This window comes from Micromonospora sp. A202 (genome assembly GCF_006715105.1).
Lineage (GTDB): Bacteria > Actinomycetota > Actinomycetes > Mycobacteriales > Micromonosporaceae > Micromonospora > Micromonospora zamorensis.
The window spans coordinates 1,044,544-1,069,777 of the sequence record NZ_VFMP01000001.1; the positions used below are offsets into that span (position 1 = coordinate 1,044,544).

Sequence of the window (25,234 nt, forward strand, 5' to 3'; positions counted from 1 at the left end):
TCGACTAATCCTTTCACCACATGGAGTCTGGGCACCGTCCGAAAGCGACGGTACCGTCCACGAGACCTGAAACAGGGCATGCGTGGGGAGTGGTTGTCATGACTGCGCGGGGGCGCCGGGTGCCGAATGCGTGAGGATTCGCCGCGCTGGGAGCAGATCAATTCGAGCGCGTTCGCGCACGAGCAGGATGGCCTGCGGGAGTTGGCGTCGTACCTGCCGGACGCCGAGCCGTACCACGTCTGGGCAAACGTCGAGTTCGTCGGCACCGACGGTTCGATCAATGAGGTCGACGCGCTGGTGCTCACCTCCAGCGGCCTCTACGTGCTGGAGCTGAAGCACTGGCAGGGCGTTATCGCCGGGGACGGCCAGCAGTGGCGACGCAAGACACCGGGCGGTAGCCGCCGGACGGTGGACAGCCCGCTCATCCTGGTCAACCGGAAGGCCAAGCGGCTACGCAGCCTGCTGCAGCAGTACGCCCCGCACGGCGCCCGGATCCCCTACGTCAACGCGGCGGTGTTCCTGCACGCTCGCAACATGCGTTCCGAGTTGGACGACATTGGCCGCCAGCACGTCTACGGGCTCGCCGGCAACTCGTCGAAGCTGCCCAGCCTGAAGGAGATGCTGCTGAACCGGCCGGTCGACGCCAAGCACCACGTCGATGCGGTACGCGGGCGGCAGATCGTCGACCTGGTGCGGGGCGCGAAGATCCGTCCTTCGGTGGCCGACCGGCGGGTCAACCAGTTGGTCCTGCACCAGCGGCCCTTCGCCGAGGGCCTCGGTTGGCAGGATTTCCTGGCCGACCACACGGTCGACACCTCTCTGCTGCGCCGGGTGCGGTTCTATCTGACCAGCCGGGCGACCGAGGAGCAGGTGCCGGCGATCCGGCGGGCCGCCGAGCGTGAGTTCCGCCTGTTGCAGGGCATCCACCATCCTGGGATCGCCCGCGCCTTGGATCTGGTGGAGCACCCGTGGGGGCCAGCGGTTGTCTTTGACCATCGGCCGGAGTGGGTGCGCCTGGACCAGTGGTTGGGTGAGCGGGACGGCCGGTTGCAACTGGCCCAACGGCTCCAGCTTGTGCAGGATCTCGCCGAGATTGTCGACCACGCGCACTCCCGGCGGCTGTCGCACCGTTCGTTGAGTCCGCGGGCGATCTATGTCTGTGACCCGGACAGTGCCCGTCCGACCCTGCTGGTGACGGACTGGCAGACCGGTGGCCGACTGCCGGGCACCCGACTCACCTCGCTCGGCTCGCCAACCGACCCGGCCAGTCTGGAAATCCTGTTCGACGACGCGGTTCGTCGCTATCAGGCGCCCGAGGCGGCCACCCTGGACGAGCTGCCGGGGCATCAGCTCGACATCTTCTCGCTCGGTGCGCTCGCGTACCGGATCGTCGCGGGATCCGAACCGGCTTCGTCGGCGGAGGAGTTGCTGGCGGCGGTCGCCGACGGTGGCCTGCATCTCGACTCGGTCGCCGACGGCATGCCGTACGCCCTGGTGGAGGCGGTCTACGACGCCACCCGGGGCGATCCGGCGCAGCGGATGAAGCGGGTCGGCGACTTCCGGGCCTGCATCGATCTGGTGTGGGAGGAGTTGACCGCCCCGGAGCCAACGCCGGTGGTCGATCCGTTGCAGGCGCATCGCGGCGACGTGCTCGACTGTGGTCTGACGGTGCTCAGCAACCTGGGCAGCGGTGCCACGGCCATTGCCCTGCTGGTCGGCCAGGACGGGCCGGAGGGCCGCCGCGAACTGGTGTTGAAGGTGGCACGGGACGAGCAGTTCGCCGACCGGTTCGCGGCTGAGGCCCGTACGGTCGACCAGCTTCGCGACTCCCGGGTGGCGGCCCTGGTCCAGGGCCCGATCAAGGTCGGCAGTCGGACCGCCCTGCTGTTGGAGAATGCCGGGCAGCGCACCCTTGCCGAGGATCTGCGCGGCGGTCGATTGGCGTTGGACCTGCTGGAACGCTACGGCCGTGACCTGCTGGAGATCATCGCCTTCCTGGACGGGCAGGGGGTGTGGCACCGGGACATCAAGCCGGCCAACCTGGCGTCCCGGCCCCGACCGAAGGACAAGCAGCCACATCTGTGCGTCTTTGACTTTTCGCTGGCCGCGGTGCCGGCCGATCAGCTCACCGCCGGCACCACCGCCTACCTGGATCCGTTCCTCGGGCCGCCGCGCCGGCTGCGTTTCGACGCGGCTGCGGAGCGGTTCGCCGCCGCGGTTACCCTCTATGAAATGGCCACCGGCACCCTGCCCCGGTGGGGCGAGGGTGCCAACCCGGCGGCTATCTCCGACGAGGTCACCCTCGATCCGGCCGCCTTCGACGTCTCCGTCGCGGATCGGCTGGTCGCGTTCTTCGGCAAGGCGCTGGCCCGGGACACGACGAATCGCTTCGACACCCTCGACGAGATGACCGACGCGTGGCGGGCGGTGTTCCGGGATATCCCGGAGCCGGCAGCGGGCACCGACGACACGGGAGCGGTCGCGCCCCTGGGGCGGATGTCGCCGCTGGAGGCCACCGAGCTGACCGCACGGGCCCGTTCGGCGCTGGAACGGCTCGGCATTCTCACCGTCGGGGAGCTGTTGGACGCCGAACCGTCGGCGTTGACCCGGGCCCGGGGAGTGCCGGACGCCACCCGCAAGGAGATCCTGGCCCGCACCCGCGAGCTGCGCGACCTGCTCGGGCCGGACCCGGAGCCGGCCCCGGCCCGGCCGCACGCCCAGGGCATCGAGGCGCTCTGCGTCAGCCTGCTTCCGGCCGAGACCACCAGAAACGCGGCGCAACGGACCACGCTGCAGGTGCTGCTCGGGCAGACCGCAGTCGACGGCATCTTCCTGCGGTGGCCCTCGCAGGCCGAGGCGGCCCGGGCCACCGGCAAGCAGCAGCCGCAGATCTCCAACCTGCTCAAGCGGATTATCGGCCGGGACTGGCAGCCAAACGCCGCGCTGAGCCTGGTCCGCGACGAGATCGTCGCGCTGCTCGACGTGCGGGGCGGGGCGATGTCCGCCGAGGAGCTGGCCGAGGCGCTGATCGCGGCCCGTGGCTCATACTCCGCCGAGCCGAGGCGTACCGCGCAGGCGATCGGCCTGGTCCGCGCCGCAGTGGAGGCCGAGCTGGCCGGGGGTGGCGATGCCCGGCTGGCCCAGCAGCGGTTGCGCGGCAGTCACTGCGTACTCATCGGTCGGGAGCCGGACGACCCGGGCGCCGTGCGGACCGCCGCGGACCTGCTCGGGTATGTGACCCGGCTGGGTCGCCGCGCGGTGACGCTGGCCGGCGCGGACCCGCTGCCCACCCGGGCCCGGGCGGTCGAGGAACTGCGGGCGTTGGAGCCGCCACCGAGCGGCATGCCGGCGCTCAGTGACGCCCGGCTGTTGCAGCTCGCCGCCGCCGGCAGCGGCGGCGACGCCGCCGTCAACGCGCAGGGTCAGCTCTACCCGGCGGGGATGCCCGCCGAGCGTGCGCTGCGACTCGCGGCGGGCGCGCTTGTCGGTCAGAGCCTCGACCCCGAGACAGTACGCGCCAGGGTCCGCACCCGGTTCCCGCACGCCCTGCACCTGCCGAACCGGCCGGCGTTGGACGCGTTGCTTCGTGAGGTCCCCCTGGTATGGGATCCGGTGGGCAGCCGTTACACGCCGCCGGACCGCACCTCGTCGGTCACCGGCACCCGGGTGCTGAGCACGGTGGGGCCGCTGCTCGAACCCGACGCTGCCGCGCAGGCGGCGGCCCGACTGGCCGGGGTGATCGACCGGCGGGGTTTCGTGGTGCTGCAAGCCTCGATCCGGCGGCTCGGCCGGGCCCGGCGAGCGCTGCTGGACCGGCTCGACCTGGTGGAGGTCGACGTCACCGCGATTCTGCTGCGGGAGCTGCGCACGCTCGGCTTCCCGTGGGAGGCGATCGTCGCCGCCGACAACGGCTCGCCAACCGACCCGGATTTTCGGTCCCTGGTGGAGTTGGTGCGCCACGAGGTGGTTCCGGCGGTCGAACGCGCGCTCGCCGAAACCGAACGGCCGGTGCTGATCACCGAAGCCGCACCGCTGGCCCGCTACCAGCAGCTCCGGCTGATCCAGGAGTTGGCCGACCCCACCCGACCCCGCCCGGCCGCCCGGCTGCTGCTGGTGCCGGCCCGCCGCACCGAGCCGGTCCTGCTCGACGGGAAGCAACTGCCGCTGACCTCGCCGGCCAGCCAGTCGCTGTGGCTGCCCGAGGACTGGCCCCCCACCCCCGCCCTGGAGAGGACCACCCCCCGATGATCGCGCTGAAGGCGCTGCAAGGCCAGGTCACCGCCCTCACCGATGACCTGCGGGGCCAGGTGGCTCGGGACTCCGAGCTGGAATCGTCGCTGCGCAAGGAACACGCCCAGGCGACCACTGCGCGCCGTACGGCGGGGACGTTCGAGACCTGGCTGGAGGACGTCCTCGACCAGGCGGCGGTGGCCTGGGTGCTCGGCTGCGTGTTCGTGCGCTTCTGCGAGGACAACGCACTTGTCGAGCCGCTGTGGATCGGCGGCCCGGAGCCGGCCGCGCCGGTCGGCCGTGCCGTTGAGGAGCGCCAGCAGCACCTGATCGACAATCCCCGGCACAACGACCGGGAGTGGCTGCGCGAGGCGTTCGGCTACCTGGCGACGCTGAAGGCCACCGGCAAGATCTTCGACGAGCACAACCCGGTGTGGCGGTTCGACATCTCCGGCGAGGCGGCCGAAAAGCTGTCGGAGTTCTTCCGGCGCGGACCGGGCCTGGTGTCGCTGCGGGTCGACGATCTCGATACCCGCTTCCTCGGCGACCTCTACCAGGACCTGTCGACCCACGCGAAGAAGACGTACGCGCTGCTTCAGACGCCGGACTTTGTCGAGAAATTCATCCTCGACCGCACCTTCGAACCCGCGGTCAAGGAGTTCGGCCTACCGGCCACCTCGGTCATCGACCCCACCTGCGGGTCGGGGCACTTCCTGCTCGGGGCGTTCGCCCGGTTGATGGCCAAGTGGCGGCAGCGGGAACCGGCCACCGACATCCGAGTGCTGACCGAGCGGGCGCTCGGGCAGGTCACCGGGGTGGACATCAACCCGTTCGCCGTGGCGATCGCTCGGTTCCGGCTGCTGATCGCCGCGATGAAGGAATGCGGGCTGACGTCACTGGAACGCACCCCGGCCTGGCCGGTACGGGTGGCCACGGGCGACTCATTGTTGGACTGGGGCCGCAAGTCGCGGCACCAGGGGGATCTGATGGCGGTCCTCGAAGGCCGGGAGGCTTTTGCGTACGCGACCGAGGACGCCGACGTACTTGGCGACTACCTGCGCGAGGGGCAGTACACGGTGGTGGTTGGCAACCCGCCCTACATCACTGTCAAGGACAAGGCCCTCAACGATCGATACCGCGAGGAATATCCATCCGTCTGCCATCGGCAGTACGCGCTGACCGTGCCGTTCGCCAAGCGCTTCTTTGATTTGGCCAAGCGGTCGGACGAGCATGGCGAGGGCGCGGGTCACGTTGGGCAGATCACCGGCAACGCCTTCATGAAGCGCGAGTTCGGCAAAAAGCTCATCGAGGACTACTTCGCGCACAAGGTCGAGCTGACCGAGGTCATCGACACCTCGGGCGCTTACATCCCTGGTCACGGCACGCCGACGGTCATACTGATCGGCAGAGCAAAGGACCGGCGGCACTCGCAGAATGTTTTGGCGGTGCTCGGGGTTCGCGGAGAGCCCTCCCAGCCTGCTGATCCGGCAGCCGGCTTCGTGTGGTCAGCGATAAAGGCGGGCGTGGAACGGTCGCAGGCCGGCTCGGAGTGGGTGACAGTGGTCGACCTGGATCGCGGACGGCTGGGAACGTATCCCTGGAGCCTCAGCGGGGGTGGAGCAGCCGATCTTATGGAAGCCTTAGTAGACAGTAGGCAGTCGCCGCTCCGTGCAGCGGTGGCTGAAATCGGGTTTGGCGCGGTGACACGAGAAGACGATGCGTTCGTAATGAGCGCGGGTGCTCTGGGGCGTTTCGCTATCCCGGCTCCTTACCTGCGGGCCATGGTTGAGGGTGAGAATACGCGTGACTGGGCGATCGCAGCCAGCATAAACTGCATCTGGCCATATGACGAACACACCCTAAAAGCTAACCTCGATTCGTCGGCGGGGCGTGTGCTGTGGCCAAATCGCCGTCTCCTAGTGGAGCGAGTTGCGTACGGCAAGACGCAGATCAAACGAGGGCTAAAATGGTTTGAGTTCTCGATGTTTTTTCACCGTAGATATGCCACCCCCGTGTTGATCACATTCGCTGACGTTGCGACACATAATCACTTTGTGGTCGACCGCGGATCGAAGGTCTTCAACCGGCACTCGCCGGTGATCAAGTTGGCGGAGGAGGCGACGGAGGACGATCACCTGCGGTTGCTCGGGGTGCTGAACAGCTCGACCGCCTGCTTCTGGCTCAAGCAGGTCAGCCACAACAAGGGCAGCACCGTAGATCAGCGGGGTGCACGTCAGACGACCATTGCTTGGGAAAACTTCTATGAGTTCACCGGGACCAAGTTGCAGGAGTTTCCGCTGCCGGCGGCGTACCCGTTGGGGCCTGCGCGGCTGATCGACTCGCTGGCCCAGCGGCTCGCCAGCCTGACCCCGGCGGCGGTCGCGGAGTCCGACGTGCCGACGCGTGAGCGACTGCGGACGGCGCGGGCCGACTACGACGCGACGCGAGCCCAGATGATCGCGGTGCAGGAAGAGTTGGACTGGGAGGTCTACCGGCTTTACGGGCTGCGCGACGACGACCTGACCTGCGTGGAGCCGCCGGCACTGGCGCTGGGGGAGCGGGCGTTCGAGATCGTGTTGGCGCGGAAAAACGCCGAGCCCGAGTGGTTCGCGCGGCACGGGTCGGCGCCGATCACGGAGGTGCCGGCGCACTGGCCGGATGACTACCGGGCGTTGGTGCAGCGGCGGATCGAGGCCATCGAGTCGGATCGCAACATCGCGCTGATCGAGCGGCCGGAGTGCAAGCGGCGCTGGGCGACCGACGGCTGGGATGCCATGCAGACCAGGGCGCTGCGGGACTGGCTGCTCGACCGGTTTGAGTCGCCTGAGCTGTGGGGGGACCGGCCGATGCCCCAGTCGTTGGCGCAGCTCGCCGACCGGGTACGCCACGACGAGGGCTTCCGTTCGGTGCTGGAGCTGTGGGTCGGCCGCGACGACTACGACCTGACGAAGACGCTCGCCAAGTTGGTCGCCGACGAGCATGTGCCCTACCTGCCGGTTCATCGGTACAAGCCGTCCGGGCTGCGCAAGCGGGTGCAGTGGGAACGCACCTGGGCGCAGCAGCGCCTGGAAGACGCAGGCGAGGACGTGCAGGTCGCGGTGCCACCGAAGTACACCTCGGCGGACTTCGTGAAGCCGTCGTACTGGCGGGCGCGGGGCAAGCTCGACGTGCCGAAGGAACGCTTCATCTCGTACCCGAAGGCGGGCCGGGATGGCGACGGCACGGAACTGCTCGGCTGGGCGGGATGGGACCACCTCGCCCAGGCCCAGGCACTGGCGACCGTCTACCTGGACCGTAAGTTGCAGGCAGCGTGGTCGGCGGATCGCCTGCTGCCCCTGCTGGCCGGGATCGCTGAGCTGGAGCCGTGGCTACACCAGTGGTACGCCGACGAGCGCCCCGGCTTTCCCGGCTCACCGGCCCAGTTCTTCACCGACCTGGTCGACGCGGAGCTATCCCAACTCAGCACTGATCGGAATGCCCTGACCCAGTTGCGCGGTGCGTCAACCGCGGTAACTACTCCATGAGGGAGCGGGACCGTATGGATTTCGGGCCGGAGGAGACCCGGATAGTGGGACCGCTCGGCGGCATATTCGACGGGTTTGAAGGTTTTCGCCAGGTCAAGCCCGAAGACTTGGTCGAGGCTGTTCGGTCGAGCACCGTCGCACTCGACACCAACGTGCTCCTCGACTTGTATCGGTCCTTGAAGCAGACCCGCGAGGAGAACATCGAGGCGTTGCACGAGGTTGGCCCGCGCCTGTTCATGCCGGCTCAGGTGCAGTCGGAATTCTGGCGCAACCGCGACCAGGTCATTCGTGGCGTCATCGACAGGGACTCGGCCGAGGGGTTGCGCGAAGCGCAGCGGAAGGCCCGGACGGTGCTGAACGCGTGGGGCAAGCAGATCCTGTCGAAGGCCGAAGCCGACACGCTGCGGAACGAGCTGGACGCTGCCTTCCAGCAGGTCATCACCAAACTGCGATCCGGTGGTCATGGTCTGAAAATGAGCGGTGCCTTGAAGGACACCACCCTGGACCCGGTCTTGCAGGAGGTCGAGGCACTGTTTGACGGGCGGGTCGGGCTTCCGTTCGCGGCCGACCGGCTCGCTGAACTGGTACAGGAAGGGCAGGCGAGGTTCGCGCGCCGGGTCCCGCCCGGCTACATGGACGCTGACAAAGCGAATCAGATCGAGGAGGGGACCGGCGACTTTCTCATCTGGGAGCAGCTTGTCGCCCATGCTCAAGCCACGGGTAGGGACATCCTCTTCGTCACCCGCGACGTCAAGGAAGACTGGTGGCGCCTCGGTGAGCTGGGCTCACCGATCGGCCCTCGAGTTGAGCTGATCAATGAAATGCGCGACCGTGCTGGTGTCGGCCTCCTCCTCGCCGAGCCGCCCGAGCTCTGGGCCGCGTTGTCCGAGGCATTCCCTGCTCTGCCGACCAGCCAGAGCACTGTCGACGACGCCGAGCGACTGGGTGAGGAAGCGGATATCGACGGCTCGCTGCCGTGGACCTCCGAGATGTGGGAGGCGTTGCTGTCGCGGTTGGAGGATTCTGCCTATCCGATTCGGGTCGCCGTGCTGCGTGAAGCAGCGAGCAGCCCGGAGGGCTTCATCCCGCGGCATCGGGTCTACGAGATCGGTGACTACGACCAGAATAGGCTCCTGGTCGGCTTCACCAAGCCGATCATCGGGGCGACCAGGAAATTGATCGCCGACGGAGAGTTGCCCGCTGGCCTAGAGCCTGCCCTACGTGCTCACTATCTCCGGCCCGGCAAGGCCGAGGGTTTCCTCGTCCCACGGTCTGTCGTCGAGAGTGCCGGCCAAGCCCCGAGCTAGAGCCGACCGGAGGCTGGTTCCCAGTCTGTGGCGTCGCTCCTCGTGGCACCTGCCCGGTGTCGGCTCACACTCGATCAGCCAGCGCTACGGCCTCCGCGAGGAGTGCGTCCAAGTCGTCATCGCCAACGGCGTCGTCGCCCAAGATGGTCAGGATCACCAGGCCCTGAATTCGACCGGCCATCTGCGGATCGATGGCCGTCTCGGCATCGGGATCCACGGCCGCCCGGATCAGCGTCTCGGCGGCATTGGCGTCGATTTCCGGCGCACCGACGGGAGTTGCCGCTCGCATGTCGGCCACGAACCGCATGATCTCTCCGGGGGGCGTCCGTTCGTCGAAGCGTCGGTTGACCGCAAAGTAGAAGACGGCACCGAGGAGGGTTGGGAAGCCGTCCCAGCCGAGCTGGTCAAGTCGGGCCTCGACTCGGTCGTTGGCCTCGTGGTCGCCTCTGACCATCGTCCGGATGTAGTCGACCATCTCAGGGCTGCTCATCAGATTGCTTCCTCTCGCGGCGCTTCTTTGCCATGTTCCAGACACCTCGGAGGCCCACCACGACTGCGCCAGCAGCCATGATGACTGATGTGACCGGGTGCTCCAACTGAGGGCGGTCAACCGGCGTGCCGGGGCTGGCGGACGTGGATGTCGTACTGCCACTCGATCCCGAGCCCTTGAAGCTCTTTTGCAGCTCGCGAAGACCAGTGGTGATCGACTGTTCGGTCTGTTTGAGGGTGTCCTCGGAGTCGTCCGCCTTCTTGACGTGCCGGCGAAGGAATGCCTCGGCCTTCCGACTGCGACCTTCTGCTTCCTCCACCAGGCGCTCGCCAGAGGGTGATGCCGCATCATCTGAGCCGGAGGACGCGGCACCGGGGGCGATGGTGTTGACGTACCCGGTGATGTGTCGGGCGGCGTTGGCCAGGAGGCGGGCGTAGCGGCCGGCTTTGTCGCGGGCCACCTCTGCATCCGCGACGGCGGCGCTCAATCGCTGGTCACTGCTACCCCGCTTTAGCGCAGCCAGGTGTGTCACGGCCTGTTCCGCGTCCGCCCGGGCCCGCATCGCCGTGACGGCGGCGGCATCGAGCTTTCCGCGTACGGCGAGAAGCTGCGCGACCAGCGCGGCAATGGTGGCGCTCATCCGAGTCGGGTGAGGTAGTCGGTCGCGTGTGTGGCGGTGTTGTCGAAGCGGCGCCGGGTCGGCTCGACCTCTGCGCTGGCGGCGGCAAGCGCCTGATGTGCCGCCTTCACGTCGTCGTTCCGGCTGCCCCGCAGCATGGCGTCTGCCATTCGGGTGGCTGCCTCCGCGTCAGAGGCAGCCTGGTCGAAGACCCGCCGTCCCTGGCGGGCGGCGTCGATGGCGGCGCGAAGAGACGCCTTGACCTCGCCAACGCTCATCGTGGTGGTCGGTGTTCAGCCGAGGACGCTGATGTAGCGGCGTGCCGCCTCCGAGCTGCCCTGCACGAGAGCCATGGCTTCGGCCAGGCGCTGCTTGCTCTGCTCGCCTCGGGCGATGGCTTCGGCGATCGTCGGATGCCCGGTGCCGGCGGAGATTGCGCGTAGCCGGGCCAGCATCTGTTCGGTGTTGTCGGCGGCGGCCCGGATCTGGTTGATGGTGGCGTTGCCCTGCTCGGCGGCCTGCATCAGCGCTGCCTTGACTTCCTCGATGCTGGCCATGCCGCCCTCCGTCTGACGATCGCGCAACGAGTTCACGTTTGCGTGGTCGGACGGACACTATCGGAGATGACTGTGGCACGCAGCCCCGCTGGTTACAGGTATTCGGCAGCTGTGCGCTCCACGTCGGTGATGAACTCTTCAAGCTGCGTCTCGCTGAGATCGCGGTCCTGGAGCAGCTTGCCGAGGAACACGATCTGCATCTGGAGAGCCGTCTCGGGGCTGAGGCTGTCGATCAGCCCGACCTCACCGAGGGCCGCGCGGACGAGCGCTTCCATCTCCGGGGCGGGCAGCGGCTCCGCGCCCGGAAGCTGGGTACGCGTCTCGGCGACGAAGAGGGCAACGTCAGTGGGGGAGTGGGCGGCGGAGAAGTGGTCATTGACGGCGATGGCGAAGGCAGCGCCGATCACCTGGTTCCCGCCGCGCCACCCGCAGGTCTCCAACCCATCCAGGAGTTGGTCCACCGTTCCCCAGTCACGGCGTGCCATCGCGCGGATCAGGTAACTGAACTCGGTCCGTACGCTCACGGTCTCGTAGCCTCGCTGTTCCCCTGCAGGTCCCCTGAATGGAACTGTGGACGGCGATGCTCGTCGCAAGCGAGCGCAACCCTGTACCGGGTGGGTGTCCCAGGAGGACCCGAGACACCCGTCGGCGCCTCAGCGGAGGGTGCTGGTCGTCTGTACGAAGGTGGCCCAGGCAGTAGGGGTGAAGGTGAGAGCCGGGCCGTGTGGGTCCTTGCTGTCGCGGACCGCGATGATGCCGGGCAGATTGTCGGCAACCTGGACACACTCGCCGCCGTTGCCCGCGCTGCGGGTGCTCTTGCGCCACAAGGCGTCCGTCAGGTCAACCACGGTGGACCTCCCCGATGATCTTGTTGATCAGTTGGAACGATTGTCCCTCATCGAGGGCGAGTGACAGCAGGCTCGACCAGACCTTTTCGTAGGCCGCGAACTCGTTGGGGCGGTCGAGGTAGAGAGCACCGGTGATGGCCTCGCTGTAGACCACCGGTGGCTCGGGTGTGGTCCGGTTTCCGAGCGGAAAGTCAAGAAGCACGAACTCGCCGGCAACAGTGCCGTGGTGCGGCCCGGCGATGAGGGGCAGCACACGAATCGACACGTTCGGCAGCCGAGTCATTGCCAGTAGGTGGGCAAGTTGCCCCGCGATGGTTTCCGCATCGCCCACTGGCCGAAGGAGCACCGACTCGCAGAGCACCACCTGCACCTGCGGGGCTCGGGGCAGGCGGCGGGTCAGCAGGGACTGTCGTTGCAGGCGAAGCTCGACCGCGCGCTCGCGATCATCCTCGCTCATGTCGGGCTGGTCGATGCGATAGATGCCTCGGGCGTAGTCGCGGCTCTGCAGGATGCCCGGCACAAGGCTGTTCTTGTAGAACCGCAGTCTCGACGCCGCGGATTCGAGGCCAACGTACAGCTCGAACCATTCGGGGACGGCATCGCCGTACGCGTGCCACCACCCCTTGGCCCTGGTCTCGCCGGCCAACGATGTCAGTGCACGGGTCAGCTCGCCCGTCGCCCCGTACAGCTCGCACATCGCTCGGACGTCGACGCCGCGCACCGAGCCGAGCCCGCTCTCGATCCGCCACACCTTCTGGCGGCTGCACTCCAGCGCCTCGGCGACCGCATCGAGGGTCGCTCCGGCCTCGGTGCGCAGGTCACGTAGCGCCCTGCCGAGCTGCCGTCGGGGCACCGTCGAGCCCATGTCGTCGGCCACGCGGCCCTCCTTCCTGTTGAGTTTTGCAACATCCCGACGGCCGTTCTGCAACAGGGGAATGTTGCCCACAAATACTGGAACAGTGTGCGTCGACATTCATTGTCGATAGTGCCCCTGACCTTACAAGATGGGTCCGACAAAGGCGATGACCGCGCATTTCCCGTCGCCTGTCAATTGCCGATCGAATCCGTCAGTGAGGAAAGGCATGCGCGCGTTTCTTCGAGCCGAGCCGACGGCCATCCAATGAGCGCCCGTTGGGTGGCGCACCTGCCGTTCATCGCCGCCGACCTGCCGGCCGCCCAGCACTTCGCCGGCACCCTGGCCCGCTCCCTGAGTTTCCTGTCCGAAGTGGACGCGGGCGAGACCACCGTGTCCGCCGAGGACGCTCAGGGCGTACGCCGTCGGGTCTTCTGTGACCTGCCGCTCGACGGCGGCCGGCGGTGTGCGCGCCGCGTCGAGCACGGCGGCGACTGCGCGGCCCGGCGGTGTCGGTGACCGCCGTGCCTGTCGTCGTCACCTGCCCCGACTGCGACGGGCGGGCCTTCACGCTCGATCCGTGCCGGTGCACCACCTACGGCAACCGGTTCCTCGCCGACGCCGACGCCCCCGCCCAGCGCCGGGAGGCATACCGGAGCTGTGAGCAGTGTCGGGGCGCGGGCACCATCGCGTACCCCTGTTATCGCTGCCGCCGGCGTGGCCGGCGGCGGGCGCAGCTCGTGGTTACCGTCGCCAACCAGGACACCGGCGCGGTCGCGTCCCACCAGGTCGTGCCCGGCGGCCTCGACCCCCGGCGCGACCCGGGGGGTCAGTGGGTGGTCAACCTTGCCTCCCGGGTACGCGACCTCGCCGCCAGCGTCGGCGCGGTCGTCGCCGACGCCGAGGCGCCCTCGTTGTGGCTGGACCGGCAGTGGCGACCCGACCTGCCCGCCGTGCAGCGGCACGAGTTGGAGGCCCACGCCATCCTGCGGGCCGACCATGCCCCCTGGCGGCTGGTGTTGGGCCGATCCACCGGCCGCGCCCACCGTCGACCCGGCCGCCCGGCTGGCTCGGCTCTGCGCGCTGGCCGACCTGCTGCTGCTCGACCTGGTCGTCGAGGCCCGCCGGCAGGGCCCGGGGTTCGGCTGGGCCATCCGGTACGAGGTGCCCGGCTCCCCGGCACGCCCGCCTGGTGCCAGGATCTGCCGGAGGCGCTGACCCGCGCCGACGTGGCCCACGCGCTCACCGGTATCGCCGAACGCGGCCTGACTGCCCCCGCCCGGCTGTTGCGCCCCGACTCGCCGCGCCCACCCGTCACCCCGGTCGTCGACGTAGACCAGCTCGAACGCCGCGTCCTCGCCGACTGCGTCGACCCGGCCGACGGCGACGAACTGCCTGGCGCGCAGGCCGTCTGGCGCGACGGCCGCTGGTGGCACACCACCCTGCGCCCCGGCGAGCCGATCGAGACCCTCGCCGAACAGCCCACCGGGCAGGTGGTTCGCAGGGTGCGGGTGCCGTTGAGTCGCGGCTACGAACCACCCGACCCAACGTGGCTCGGCGCACCCGTCGAGTGGCGGCCCTGCCCGGACTGCCGGCCACACCACCGGCTACGTGCCTGCGACTGCCGACTCGGCGGGCGGCCCGCCGACCCCGACTGCCCGCACTGCTGCGGCGCCGGCCTGCGTCCGCCGGCGCTGCGCTGCTACACCTGCGGTGACAGCCACCGCCTGCACAGAACCATGCTGATGACCGTCACCGACCTGCGGCACCGGGTGGTGCACCTGACCTGGCAGGCCGGCATACCCGAGGTCACCCCACTGGTCGCCACCCAACCCAACGGTCGGCCCGTCGTGCAACTCCCCGACCGCTACCGGCTCGGCTCCTGGGCCGCCGTCCTCGGCGCGCCACCCGAAGACATCCGCGACGCCGACGGCGGGCACGACCTCGACCGGGACCTACGCGACGGGTACGTCACACTGCCCTGGGCCGGCTCCGACCCGGTGGGGGAGCACGTGCGCGCCGCCGGGCGGGGCACCGCCGCCGGCCGGCTGATCTTGGTGGCGGCACCTCCCGACGCGCCGCCACTGCCCGAGCTGCTGCGGCTCGCCCTCGGCCTCGACCTGGCCCTCGTGGTGGCCGTCTGCGACCTGCGGCACAACGCCGGTGACCCGCTGCTGGCCGACGGGCTGCGCTGGTCCGTCGAGGTAAAGCCGCGCGACGCACCCGTGAACCCCGACGACCTGCCGTACCGGCCGAGCCTGGCCGCCGCCCTCGCCTGGTGCGTGGAGTGCCTGACCGACGCCGTCGCCAGTGCCGCCCCGACCGACCCGGCTCTCCCGATCCCGGTGCCGTCGTCCGGGCCGCGCGCCATCGTTGCCGACCCGGTGCCGGAGCTGCTGCGGCTCGCCGCCCGGCACGCCGGACAGGCGGTCACCGTGCGTTTCACCCGCGCTGGCTGCGCCTTGCACCGACACGACGACGACGGCGTACGCCTCCTCGCCGAAGGCCCCGACCTGAACCGTCTGTGGTGACACTCCGCAAACGATGGGCGTGGATCTGTCCGGAATCTGACTCGCCTTCGGGATGTGGGCTGTCCGTTCGGGTCAGCCTCGTGACACGTGCCTGATCTGCGGCTTCTCCGACGAACGGGCGACCGATCTGCCATCCGTCCATGGTGATCGGTGCTGGTGGCCAGACTGCGCCGACCACTGTGGTACCCGGACATCCACGCCTGTGGGTAGCCTGTCGGGCACCCTGGGGAGGCTGGAGGAACACCCGTGACGCTGCTGCGTGACCTGATCGACATCCCGACATCGGTCGGCGAGGGCGACTTCGTGGTCAAGGCGGCCGAAGGCGCCGACCTGGACCGCTACGTCGTCACTGACCAACTCCGGGCGAACTTCAGCAGCGCCCTGCAGAAGATCGGACATGCCGTCACGACCGGTCGATCGCAGGCGATGTTCCTGCACGGCTCGTTCGGCTCCGGCAAGTCACACTTCATGGCCGTACTGCGGGAGATCCTGGCCCATAACTCGCAGGCCCGGCAGATCCGCGGGCTGGAAGGGCCGGTCGTCTCCGCCGACGCGTGGCTGCCGCAACGGACGTTCCTGACCCTGACCCTGCACATGCTCGACGCGCGTTCCGTGGAGCAGGCGATCCTTGAGGGGTATCTACGCCAGGTCACCGCGCTGCACCCGGACGCGCCCGTTCCCGCCGTACACCGGTCGAATGCGCTGCTCACCGACGCGGCCGGCCTGCGCGCGACGATGGGTGACGACACGTTCTTCGCCGCCCTGCGTGGCGGTGGCGCGGGGCCGGCGGCCAGCGGTGCGGGCCTCTCCGCGCTGCGGGCCCAGGCCGAGGGCTGGACCCCCGACCGGTACGCCGATGCCGCCGTCCAGCCGCCCGGCACGAAGGACCGCGACGCCCTGGTCAGCGCGCTCACCGCGACCTTCTTCAGCGGCGCGGTGCACAGCGCCGAATACCTCGACCTGGACACCGGCCTCGCCGTCATCACCCGGCACGCCAAAACCCTCGGGTACGACGCCATCGTGCTCTTCCTCGACGAGCTGATCCTCTGGCTCTCCGGCCGGATCGCCGACCACACCTTCGTCAACACCGAGGGTGCCAAGCTCAACAAGCTTGTCGAGTCGGCGGACTCCGCGCGCCCGCTGCCGCTGATCTCCTTCGTCGCCCGTCAGCGAAACTTGGAGGAGTTCCTCGGCCCACAGGTCGGCGGCACCGAGCGGGAGGCGCTCGCGCACGTGATGCGCAGTGTGCAGGGCCGGTTCGGCGAGATCGTCCTGGCCGACACGAACCTGCCCGAGATCACCGAGAACCGGCTGCTCAAGCCGAACGACGCCGCCGCCCGTGCCGTCATCGACAACGCCTTCGCCGCCGTCCGCCACAACCGCGAGGTGTGGGACATTCTGCTGCTCGGCGCCCAGTACGGCGACGCCGGCATCGGCTCCGACGCCACCGCCTTCCGACAGCTCTACCCCTTCTCACCGGCCCTCGTGGCGACCCTGGTCGCGCTGTCCCAGGCGCTGCAGCGGGAACGGACCGCGTTGAAGGTGATGACGGAGCTGCTGGTCGACCGGCGGGACAACCTGCGGGTCAACGACCTGATCGGGGTCGCCGCCCTCTTCGACCCGCTGGTGTTGCACGGCGAGTTGCCCGACCGGCCGAAACTGCGGCAGCAGTTCGAGGCCGCCCGATCCCTCTATCAGCGCAAGCTGCGCCCGATCCTGCTCGCCCTCAACGGCATCGACGAGGGCAAAGCCGGCACCCACACCCAGTTCCAGCTCGACGACAAGCTGGTCAAGACGGTGCTGCTCGGCGCGCTGGTGCCCGAGGTGCCGGCCCTGCACAACCTGACCGCGGCGAAGCTGCACGCCCTGAACTTCGGCTCGATCGCCGCGCCCATCCCCGGCTACGAGAACACCATGGTGCTCAACCGGCTGCGCAAGATCGAGCAGGACGCCGGCGAGCTGCACCTGACCGACGACCACGACCCGGTCGTCTCGCTGAAACTGCACACCGTCGACTTCGACAAGCTGCTCGACCTCGTTCCGCTTGGCGAGACCTCCGCCGGCGTACGGCAGCAACTGCTCCGCGAACTGATCAGCGCGGAGATGGGGCTCGCTGGTAGCGAGGGCAGTCACGGCGAGCTTCAGCAGCCGCGCGACTGGCGGGGCCGGCGACACATCGTCCAGGTCAAGTTCGGCAACGTCCGGGACCAGGACGCCATGCCTATCGCCGCGCTGCTCGCCCCCGGGGAGTCGTGGCGGATCGTCGTCGACTACCCGTTCGACCCGCAGGACTATCCGCGCAGCGCCGACCGTGCTCGGATCGAGGAACTGCCCCGAGGCTCCAACACGGTCTTCTGGCTGCCGCTCTATCTGACCGACGACATGATGGGTCGGGTCGCCCAACTCGCGAAGATCAATTATCTGCTCGGGGTTGGTGGCACGGGGGAGCGGTTGAACACCCTCGCCGCCGACTGGCCCAAGGCCGACCGGCAGCAGGGGCGGGTCTACCTGCTGCAACGGCAGACCCAGCTCCGCGACGGCCTGATCACCGCCCTCAAACAGGCATACGGGGCAGCCAACCCGCAGCCCTCCGACGTGCACGACGACACCGTCGGGGTCCTGCACACCCTGGCCGACGGGCTGCGCATCGGTGACCCCCGTGGCGGGACACTCACCGACGCCTTCCGCAACCTCACCGCCGAACTGTTGGACTGGTCCTACCCCGGCACCCCCGCCCTGCCCGTCGACGAGAAGCCCCTCACCAGAGCAGACCTGACCAAGGTGCTCGAGTACGCGAGGAAGGCCGCCGCCGACCCCACCCACGGCGTCTCCGTCGCCTCCCCGGCGGACCAGAAGACCCTCCGCCGCATCTGCAACCCGCTGCAACTCGGCGAGCTGGTCGACCACCGGTACGTGCTCGACATCAGCACCTGCTTCTGGAGCCGGCACCTGCTGCAGGAGTCAGCCAAACAGGACTACCGCGACCACTTCCCGGTGCACATGCTGCGCAAGCTGCTCGACCTGCCCAAGGCCCGCGGCTTCGACCGCGACCTGCAGAACCTGATCATCGCGGTCTTCGCTCTGGAGCAGCAGCTCAGCTGGTACGACGGCGGCGGCAAGACAAGCGTTGCCGCCGTCAACGGGGTGGAGGACCGCTTCGAGCTACGCCACCCGCCGATGCCCGACGACGACACCTGGAAGGCTGCGGTCCGGTTTGGTCAGCCGTTCTTCGGCGAGGTGCTGCCGCTGTTCCGCAACCCGGCGAACCTCACCACTCTCGCCAGCACCATGCGAAGGGTGGCCAAGGAGTACGCCAATCTCAGCGGCCAGCTCATCACCGAACTCGAGCGGCACGGCGCCCTCCTGGGCCTGGACGGGACGGCCGCCACCGGCCGGCTAGCCACCGCCCGACGGGTCGCACACCTGCTCACCCAGGTCGCATACGAGCAGGACGACGTTGTGCTCGTCGCCGTCGTGGCCAGCGGCGATCAGCACCTCGCAGGGCTGGACGGCCAGGCCGCAAGCGGTGTCTACAAGCAGGCGCAGAAGCTGATCACCGCGCTCGCCGCCACCCAGTGGCCTTTAATCGCGGCGCTCATTACGCGGGCGGGCAGCGACGACCGCGCCCGGGTCGTCGTCGAGCAACTGCGTGCCGCGGCCCGCGGCGAGCACCACGGGTCAGACCTCGTCAAAGCGCTCCAGCAGGCCGTGGGTGCCGCTGCAGCCCTGCTGGCAGAGAACAAGCCGATCGTCGGTCCCGAACCGCCCGAGGTCCCCGGGCCCGTCCACCACACGCTGCAGGTCGTCACCCCGACGCTCATTCCGGTTCAACGTCCCCCCGTCGCCCCTGTCGCACCCGTCGACCCTGCTGCCCCGGCGGCCACCACCCAGACAGTGCTGGTCGCCGACGAGAGCCACCTCAACCGGCTGACCGAGCAGATTCGCGCCGAGGTCAAGGCCGGCCGGCGGGTCGAGGTCACCTGGCAGGTGCGGCAGGACGTGCCGCAGTGAGCGTCAGCCGGGTGGCCGTCCGCCCAGCCGCTGTCCGTCGCAAAGTCGAAGCGTGGCTCGCCGAGCGGGACGACGCCGAGGCGATCGTGCTGCTCGCACGTCCCGAGTGGACCGACGATCCGGTCCTCACCATCGACGACACCCGGGTACGGGTCGTACCCTGCGCCACCCCGCTCGCGGCCCGCGCCGCGCTGGCCGACCGCGCGGCCCACGAGAAACTCGTCCTGCTCACCGATCTGACCGACACCGAGCTGGGCGACGGGCTGCTCGCCCACGTCAGCCTCCAGACCGGCCGCAGCGTCGACCCCTGGGACCTGGTCGGCCAGGCGTTCGGTGGCCAGGTGCGACCCGACTCCACGCTGGTGCGCACCGGTCGGTGGGTCGCCGACGCGCTCACCGAGCTGGCCCCCACCCACCGCTGGCCGCCGCCCGCAGGCACCATCCTCACCCGCGACCATGCGCTGCGGCACCTCGCCGGAGCGGTCCTCGCACTTGACCCCGACGAGCTGGACGGCGCCGGGTTGCTCCAGTGGAGCACGGACGCGCCCACCCAGATGCGGTTCGTCGAGCTGCCGGACGCCTGGGCCGACGGCATCGCCGCGTTCCTGGTCGAGGTCGCCGGGCCGATCGCCGTCCCGGTGCTGGCCGCAGTACGCGCCGGTCACGGAACCGATGCGATTCCGCTCGGGCTCCTGGCCGGCGTGCTTTGGCCCCGAGGCCCTGGAACAGCGCCGGCGGTGGAGATCGCGGTTGCCCGTACCCGGCTGGAGCCGCGCTTCGGCGGCACCCGCCTCACCGACCACCAGGCGACCCTGTTCCTCGAGGCCGCCGAAGCATGGATCTACCGAGCACTCGACGGTGACGACGCGGTACGGCACGACGCGCATCGGATGCTGCGCCGGGCCGAGGAGATCGCCGCCGAGATCGACGTGACCGAGCGGTTGGTCGCCTCCGCTCTGCTGCCGGCTGGATTCACCCAGCGGATGCGGGCCTTCGGTGCCGCGGTCCGGATGGCCCTGTCCGGCTCCACCGCCGTCGTGCCCGCCCTTGACCTCATCGAGAAGGCGCAAGACCGGCTCGCCGAGGTCGAGGCCCACCGCTCGGCGGACCGCTCCCGGGTGGAGACCGCGCGAATGGCCGTGCGGCTTCTGCGCTGGCTGACGATCGGTGACGAACGCGACCCGTCAACCATGCTCACCGCCGTGCAACGGCAGATCCGTGACGATGGCTGGGTGGACCGCGCCCGACTCGACGTCTTCGCCGGAGACGTCGACCCACAGGTCGCGCACGCGTATCGAGCGCTGCACGCGGCCGTCGACATTCGGCGCGCCCGACATGACCGGGAGTTCGCCGAACAGTTGCAGGACATGACCGGCGCCGAGCGGGAGCCCGGAGCCCTGCTTCGGGTGGAGGACATCCTGGACCGGGTGGTCCGGCCGATCCTCGACAACGGCCGACGGATCCTGCTGCTGCTTCTCGACGGCATGAGCGCGGCGGCCGGTATCGAGATCGCCGACTCCCTGGGGCGCAGCGGAGCCTGGACCGAACTGACCCCCGACGGGGGCCCACGAACCGGGGTGCTCGCGGCCCTTCCGACCATCACTGTCGTCAACCGCTGCAGCCTGTTCAGCGGACGCATCACCGTCGGTGACCGGGTAGCCGAACTGCGGGCCTTCTCGGCCCAGTTCCCGGACAGCGTGCTGCTGCACAAAGCTGACCTGCGTACGCCGGCCGGCCTGGCGGTCGACCCCGAGGTCGCCGCCGCGATCGACGATTCGGCCGTTCCGATGGTGGCGGCCGTGATCAACACCATCGATGATGCCCTCGACCGCAGTGACCCGGGCACCATCGAGTGGAGCACCGACACCATCAACGGCCTGCGCGACCTGCTGGCGGTCGCCCAGGACCGGGTGGTGGTGCTGGTCTCCGACCACGGTCACGTGGTCGACCGTGGATCGGAGGCGGTGCTGCTGTCATCGGACTCCAGCGAGAACCGTTGGCGCTCGGCGACCATCGCGCCCCGCGACGGTGAGCTGCTCTTCACCGGCAGTCGAGTGGCGCTCGGCGAAGGCCGCGTGATCCTGCCGTGGCGGGAGGAGTTGCGGTACGGCCCCCGAAAGGCGGGCTACCACGGTGGCGCGACACCCGCCGAGGTCGTCATCCCCCTGCTGGTCTTCGCCGCCCAGGACGAGCACGCCGTTCCGGGGTGGGCCGGTGCTCCGGTCTCCAGCCCGGAGTGGTGGCGGGAACCGATCCGCGAGCCGGCGTCGAACGGCACTGCCGTCGTCGCCTCCCAGCCGGAGACCAGACCGACGAGCCGGCCGGCCCGCCCTCCACGGCAGCGCGCCCAGGACGAGGGCCTGTTCGATCTACCGTCGCCCGTTTCCACCACCCCACCCACACCTGCCGCTCCGCCGTCACCGGACGCGGCACGGGCCCCAGTGGAACCGGTGTCGGCGCTCGTTGACGCCCTGCTGGCCAGCCCCGTGTACGCGGACCGTCGGGACACCCGGGCGCCGATTCCCGACGAGCGGGTCGCCGCAATGCTCTCCACGCTGGTCGTCGGCAACGGCCGGGCCGCACTGGAGACCCTGGCCACCCGGGCCGGCATCCCGGTCCACCGGATGTCCGGCACGTTCGCCGCTCTGCGACGACTGCTGCAGGTCGAGGGCTATCCGGTTCTCAGCCTCGACCCGGATGGACGGACCGCGAAACTAGATATCCCGCTGATGATCGAACAGTTCGGGTTGGACCCGACATGACCGTCGAGGTGAGCGCCCGTCGGCGCAGGGACATCATCGACGCGCTACGGCGTGGGGCGGTGCCCTCCAACGGCCTCGACGCCCTCGCGGTCGGACTTGACCGTTTCACCGCGGCGCTCGACGAGGATCTCGACAGGGCTTCCGGTGGCGCCAGCGTCTTCAAGGCGATACGCGGCGACTACGGCGCAGGCAAGACGTTCTTCACCCGCTGGCTGGGGGAGCAGGCAAAGCGACGTGGATTCGCGGTCGCCGAGGTGCAGATCTCCGAGTTGGAGACACCGCTGCATCGGATGGAGACCGTCTATCGACGGCTCGTCGAGCAGTTAACAACGGAACAGTTCGCCCCGAGCGCGCTGCGACCCGTGCTGGACGGCTGGATCTTCGCCCTGGAGGAAGACGTCCTGGCCGGGGGCCAGGTCTCCGAGACGGATGCGGACGGCCTCGACCGGGAGGTCGGCGAGCTTCTCGAACTCCGCCTGGCGGACATCTCCCGGCGCACCCCTGGCTTCGCGGCAGCACTGCGCGGCTACCGCACGGCCCTCGCCCTCGGTGACCAGGCCACCGCCGACGGGCTCGCCGCGTGGCTCGGAGGACAACCGCACGTCGCCGCGTCCACCCGACGGGCGGCCGGGGTCAAGGGCGATCTCGATCACTTCGGTGCGTTGAGCTTCCTGCAGGGCCTGCTCGCGGTGCTGCACGACAGCGGGCACGCCGGTCTCCTCCTGGTGCTCGACGAGGTGGAAACCCTGCAACGAGTCCGCTCGGATGCCCGGGACAAGGCGCTCAACGCGCTTCGCCAACTCGTTGACGACATCTACGCTGGCCGGTTCCCCGGTCTTTTCCTGCTGATCACCGGAACTCCGGCATTCTTCGACGGCCAACAAGGTGTGCAGCGACTGCCCCCGCTGGCCCAGCGGCTCGCCACCGACTTCGGGGCCGAACCCCGCTGGGACAACCCCCGGGCCACCCAACTGCGACTGCCCGGCTTCACCGAGGAAGCGTTGGTGCAACTCGGCGTACGGGTTCGGGAGATCTATGGCAGCAATCGGGTCTCCGACCTCGTCGATGACAGGTACCTCAGCGAACTCGCTCGCGCGGTGGCCGGTCGGCTCGGTGGTCAGGTCGGCGTGGCGCCCCGGGTCTACCTCAAGAAACTTGTCGCCGACGTGTTCGACCGTGTCGATCAGTTCGACGACTGGGATCCGCGTCGCCACTACGCGTTGACACTGCGCCCCGACGAGCTGACCGAGGTCGAGCGCAACGCTGCCACGGCCGACGACGTCAACCTGCCGATGTGAACGAGGAACGCCTGCTCGACCCGGTCGTCCTGCACCACGTCGTCAACAGTCTCGGCTGGCCCGACCTGCGGCCCCTGCAACGCGCGTCGATCGGGCCCCTGACGCGAGGCGACGACGCGCTGCTGCTCGCCCCGACGGCCGGAGGGAAGACCGAGGCGGCTCTCTTTCCCCTGCTCTCCCGGATGGCCGGGCAGAGCTGGCGCGGCACCTCGCTGCTGTATCTCTGCCCGCTGAAGGCGTTGCTCAACAATCTGCTGCCCCGAATCGAGCGGTACGCCGGGTGGCTGGGACGCACTGTGGCGCTCTGGCATGGCGACGTCACCACGTCCGCCCGCCGGGCCGTGCTCTGGCAACGGCCGGACATCCTGCTCACCACACCAGAGTCCCTGGAGGCGATGCTGGTCAGCGTGAACGTCGACCACCGGCTGTTCTTCGCCGACCTCCGCACGGTGGTGGTGGACGAGGTGCATGCCTTCGCCGGGGACGACCGGGGATGGCACCTGCTCGCCGTCCTCGAACGATTGACGCGGGTGACCGGCCAGCCGCTGCAGCGGGTGGGACTGTCCGCGACGGTTGGCAACCCCGAGCAGTTGCTGACCTGGCTGCAAGGATCCGGGGTCGGGGCCCGGCCGGGCCGCGTGATCGCCCCGGAGGCGAGGAAGGCGCCACCGGCGAATTCCGCTGCTCCGCCGCCCGGGCAGATCGAACTCGACTACGTCGGTTCGCTCCACAACGCCGCGACGGTCATCTCCACCCTGCACGGCGGGGAAAAGCGGTTGGTCTTCTGCGAGTCCCGCCAGACCGTCGAGGAACTCGGGCAGTTGCTGCGCGAGCGCGGCATCACCACCTTCCTGTCACACGCCTCACTTTCGGCCGACGAGCGACGTCGGTCCGAGCAGGCATTCGCCGAGGCCCGAGACTGCGTCATCGTCTCCACCAGCACCCTCGAACTGGGCATCGACGTGGGTGACCTCGATCGGGTCATCCAGATCGACTCACCGTCGACGGTCGCGTCGTTCCTGCAACGGCTCGGGCGAACCGGCCGCCGGCCGGGTAGCACCCGCAACTGTCTCCTCCTCTGCCGCAGCGGCGTGGAGCTGACCAGAGCGGCAGCACTGCTGCTGCTCTGGGGAAGAGGTTGGGTGGAGCCGGTCGTCGCGCCGCCCGAGCCCCGGCACATCGTCGCCCAGCAGGTGATGGCCCTCTGCCTCCAGGAACACCGCATCGGCGACCGGCTCTGGCCGACAGCATGGAACGGGCTGGGGCCGTTCGGACCCGGTGCCGAGCCGATCGTCCGTCACCTCGTGGAACAGGGGTATCTCGACGGCGACGGTGGGCTGTTGTTCATCGGGCCGGAGGCGGAACGGCGCTTCGGCCGTCGCCACTTCATGGACATGACGGCGGTTTTCACCGGGCCACCGGAGTTCACCGTGCTGCACGGCCGGACCGAGCTGGGGAGGGTGGACCCGAGCCTGCTCACCGAACAGGTGTCTGGTGAGCGGCGACTCCTGCTCGGAGGGCGGGCCTGGCGGGTGACGTACGTCGACTGGCGTCGTCGCCGGTGCTTCGTCGAGATGGCGGACGGGGGCGGGCGGGCCCGCTGGACGTCGTCGGGTTGGGTTGGCTCCGGACACGCACTGACTCGCGCGATGCGAGACGTTCTTCTCGGCGCGGATCCGCCGGTCCAACTGACCGCTCGGGCGAAGAATCGCCTGTCAGTTGACCGCTACGAGCGTTCCGCGTTGGTACATTCCGACGGCAGCATGGCTGTGCGTACCGCCCAAGGGGACCTGCTCTGGTGGACCTGGGCCGGGTTGCGGGCGAACGCGACGCTGACTGCGACGCTCGGTGAGGTCGTCGACCCGGCACAGCGGTTCGACGACTACGCCATCCGGCTCCGCGAGAATCTGGCACCACAGGACTGGCGGCGCCTGGTCGCCGACGCGAGCCACCGACTCTGCCTGCCGGAGGTGAACGACCGAGCCCTCGCCGGGCTGAAATTCAGCTCCGCCCTGCCGGAGCGCTTGGCGCGGGCCACCCTCGCCGCACGTCTCGCGGACCTCCCAGGAGCGGCAGCCATGCTAGACGAACCGGTCCGGTTCGCCGTTCTTGCCTCCTGACCCGACCCGGTGGCCGGCCTCACCTCGCACAGAGGACGCCAAGCCGTGGGCGCCTGTACTACGTCACCGGTGACATACAGGCGG

General features: G+C 69.3%; 16 protein-coding genes. 9 read left to right on the forward strand and 7 right to left on the reverse strand.

Features of this window, described 5'->3' with window-relative positions; genetic code table 11:
• Positions 1-126: 126 nt before the first annotated feature.
• Genes pglW through FBZ33_RS04950 form a run of 3 tightly spaced genes read left to right on the forward strand, consistent with a single transcriptional unit; the run spans position 127 to position 9,061 of the window.
• A complete protein-coding gene (gene pglW, locus FBZ33_RS04940; RefSeq protein ID WP_141908157.1) occupies positions 127-4,248 on the forward strand; it encodes a BREX system serine/threonine kinase PglW in 4,122 nt (1,373 codons plus the stop codon).
• Positions 4,245-7,754: a BREX-2 system adenine-specific DNA-methyltransferase PglX gene (pglX, locus tag FBZ33_RS04945; protein WP_141908158.1), complete on the forward strand. Its 3,510-nt coding sequence runs from the start codon at positions 4,245-4,247 to the stop codon at positions 7,752-7,754. The genes pglW and pglX overlap by 4 nt, the downstream gene beginning before the upstream one ends.
• A 14-nt stretch (positions 7,755-7,768) precedes the next feature.
• Positions 7,769-9,061 (forward strand): PIN domain-containing protein, encoded by a 1,293-nt coding sequence (locus FBZ33_RS04950; protein WP_141908159.1) that lies wholly within the window; start codon positions 7,769-7,771, stop codon positions 9,059-9,061.
• A gap of 64 nt (positions 9,062-9,125) precedes the next feature.
• Here FBZ33_RS04950 and FBZ33_RS04955 read toward each other — a convergent pair whose 3' ends face one another.
• The 7 genes from FBZ33_RS04955 to FBZ33_RS04985 form a co-directional block, all read right to left on the reverse strand.
• A complete protein-coding gene (locus FBZ33_RS04955; RefSeq protein WP_255508721.1) occupies positions 9,126-9,551 on the reverse strand; it encodes a hypothetical protein in 426 nt (141 codons plus the stop codon).
• Positions 9,538-10,191: a hypothetical protein gene (locus FBZ33_RS04960; protein WP_141908160.1), complete on the reverse strand. Its 654-nt coding sequence runs from the start codon at positions 10,189-10,191 to the stop codon at positions 9,538-9,540. Before FBZ33_RS04960 ends, FBZ33_RS04955 begins: the two co-directional genes overlap by 14 nt.
• A complete protein-coding gene (locus tag FBZ33_RS04965) occupies positions 10,188-10,448 on the reverse strand; it encodes a hypothetical protein (RefSeq protein WP_141908161.1) in 261 nt (86 codons plus the stop codon). The genes FBZ33_RS04960 and FBZ33_RS04965 overlap by 4 nt, the downstream gene beginning before the upstream one ends.
• Positions 10,449-10,463: 15 nt before the next feature.
• Positions 10,464-10,727 (reverse strand): hypothetical protein, encoded by a 264-nt coding sequence (locus tag FBZ33_RS04970; RefSeq protein WP_141908162.1) that lies wholly within the window; start codon positions 10,725-10,727, stop codon positions 10,464-10,466.
• A gap of 92 nt (positions 10,728-10,819) precedes the next feature.
• A complete protein-coding gene (locus FBZ33_RS04975; protein ID WP_255508722.1) occupies positions 10,820-11,251 on the reverse strand; it encodes a hypothetical protein in 432 nt (143 codons plus the stop codon).
• A 129-nt stretch (positions 11,252-11,380) separates the two neighbouring features.
• Complete coding sequence (locus tag FBZ33_RS04980; RefSeq protein ID WP_141908163.1) at positions 11,381-11,575, reverse strand: DUF397 domain-containing protein; 195 nt, start codon at positions 11,573-11,575, stop codon at positions 11,381-11,383.
• The gene (locus FBZ33_RS04985) at positions 11,568-12,548 is read right to left on the reverse strand and encodes a helix-turn-helix domain-containing protein (protein ID WP_370452973.1); all 981 of its coding nucleotides are present in this window, start codon (positions 12,546-12,548) and stop codon (positions 11,568-11,570) included. The genes FBZ33_RS04980 and FBZ33_RS04985 overlap by 8 nt, the downstream gene beginning before the upstream one ends.
• A 147-nt stretch (positions 12,549-12,695) precedes the next feature.
• Here FBZ33_RS04985 and FBZ33_RS04990 point away from each other — a divergent pair, with 147 nt between their 5' ends.
• The 6 genes from FBZ33_RS04990 to FBZ33_RS05025 all read left to right on the forward strand — a co-directional run bounded on the left by FBZ33_RS04990 (position 12,696) and on the right by FBZ33_RS05025 (position 25,150).
• Complete coding sequence (locus FBZ33_RS04990) at positions 12,696-12,947, forward strand: hypothetical protein (protein ID WP_141908164.1); 252 nt, start codon at positions 12,696-12,698, stop codon at positions 12,945-12,947.
• Positions 12,948-12,952: 5 nt separating this feature from the next.
• Positions 12,953-14,959 carry a hypothetical protein gene (locus FBZ33_RS32615; RefSeq protein ID WP_185755215.1) on the forward strand — a complete coding sequence of 669 codons (2,007 nt, stop codon included), beginning with the start codon at positions 12,953-12,955 and terminating at the stop codon, positions 14,957-14,959.
• Between the two features lie 246 nt (positions 14,960-15,205).
• Positions 15,206-18,970, forward strand: coding sequence for a phage resistance protein (locus tag FBZ33_RS05010; protein WP_141908168.1), 3,765 nt, complete (start codon positions 15,206-15,208; stop codon positions 18,968-18,970).
• The gene (gene pglZ / locus FBZ33_RS05015; RefSeq protein WP_141908169.1) at positions 18,967-21,732 is read left to right on the forward strand and encodes a BREX-2 system phosphatase PglZ; all 2,766 of its coding nucleotides are present in this window, start codon (positions 18,967-18,969) and stop codon (positions 21,730-21,732) included. Before FBZ33_RS05010 ends, pglZ begins: the two co-directional genes overlap by 4 nt.
• Positions 21,729-23,030 (forward strand): BREX system ATP-binding protein BrxD, encoded by a 1,302-nt coding sequence (gene brxD / locus FBZ33_RS05020; RefSeq protein ID WP_141908170.1) that lies wholly within the window; start codon positions 21,729-21,731, stop codon positions 23,028-23,030. The genes pglZ and brxD overlap by 4 nt, the downstream gene beginning before the upstream one ends.
• A complete protein-coding gene (locus tag FBZ33_RS05025; protein WP_141908171.1) occupies positions 23,027-25,150 on the forward strand; it encodes a DEAD/DEAH box helicase in 2,124 nt (707 codons plus the stop codon). Before brxD ends, FBZ33_RS05025 begins: the two co-directional genes overlap by 4 nt.
• Positions 25,151-25,234 lie beyond the last annotated feature (84 nt).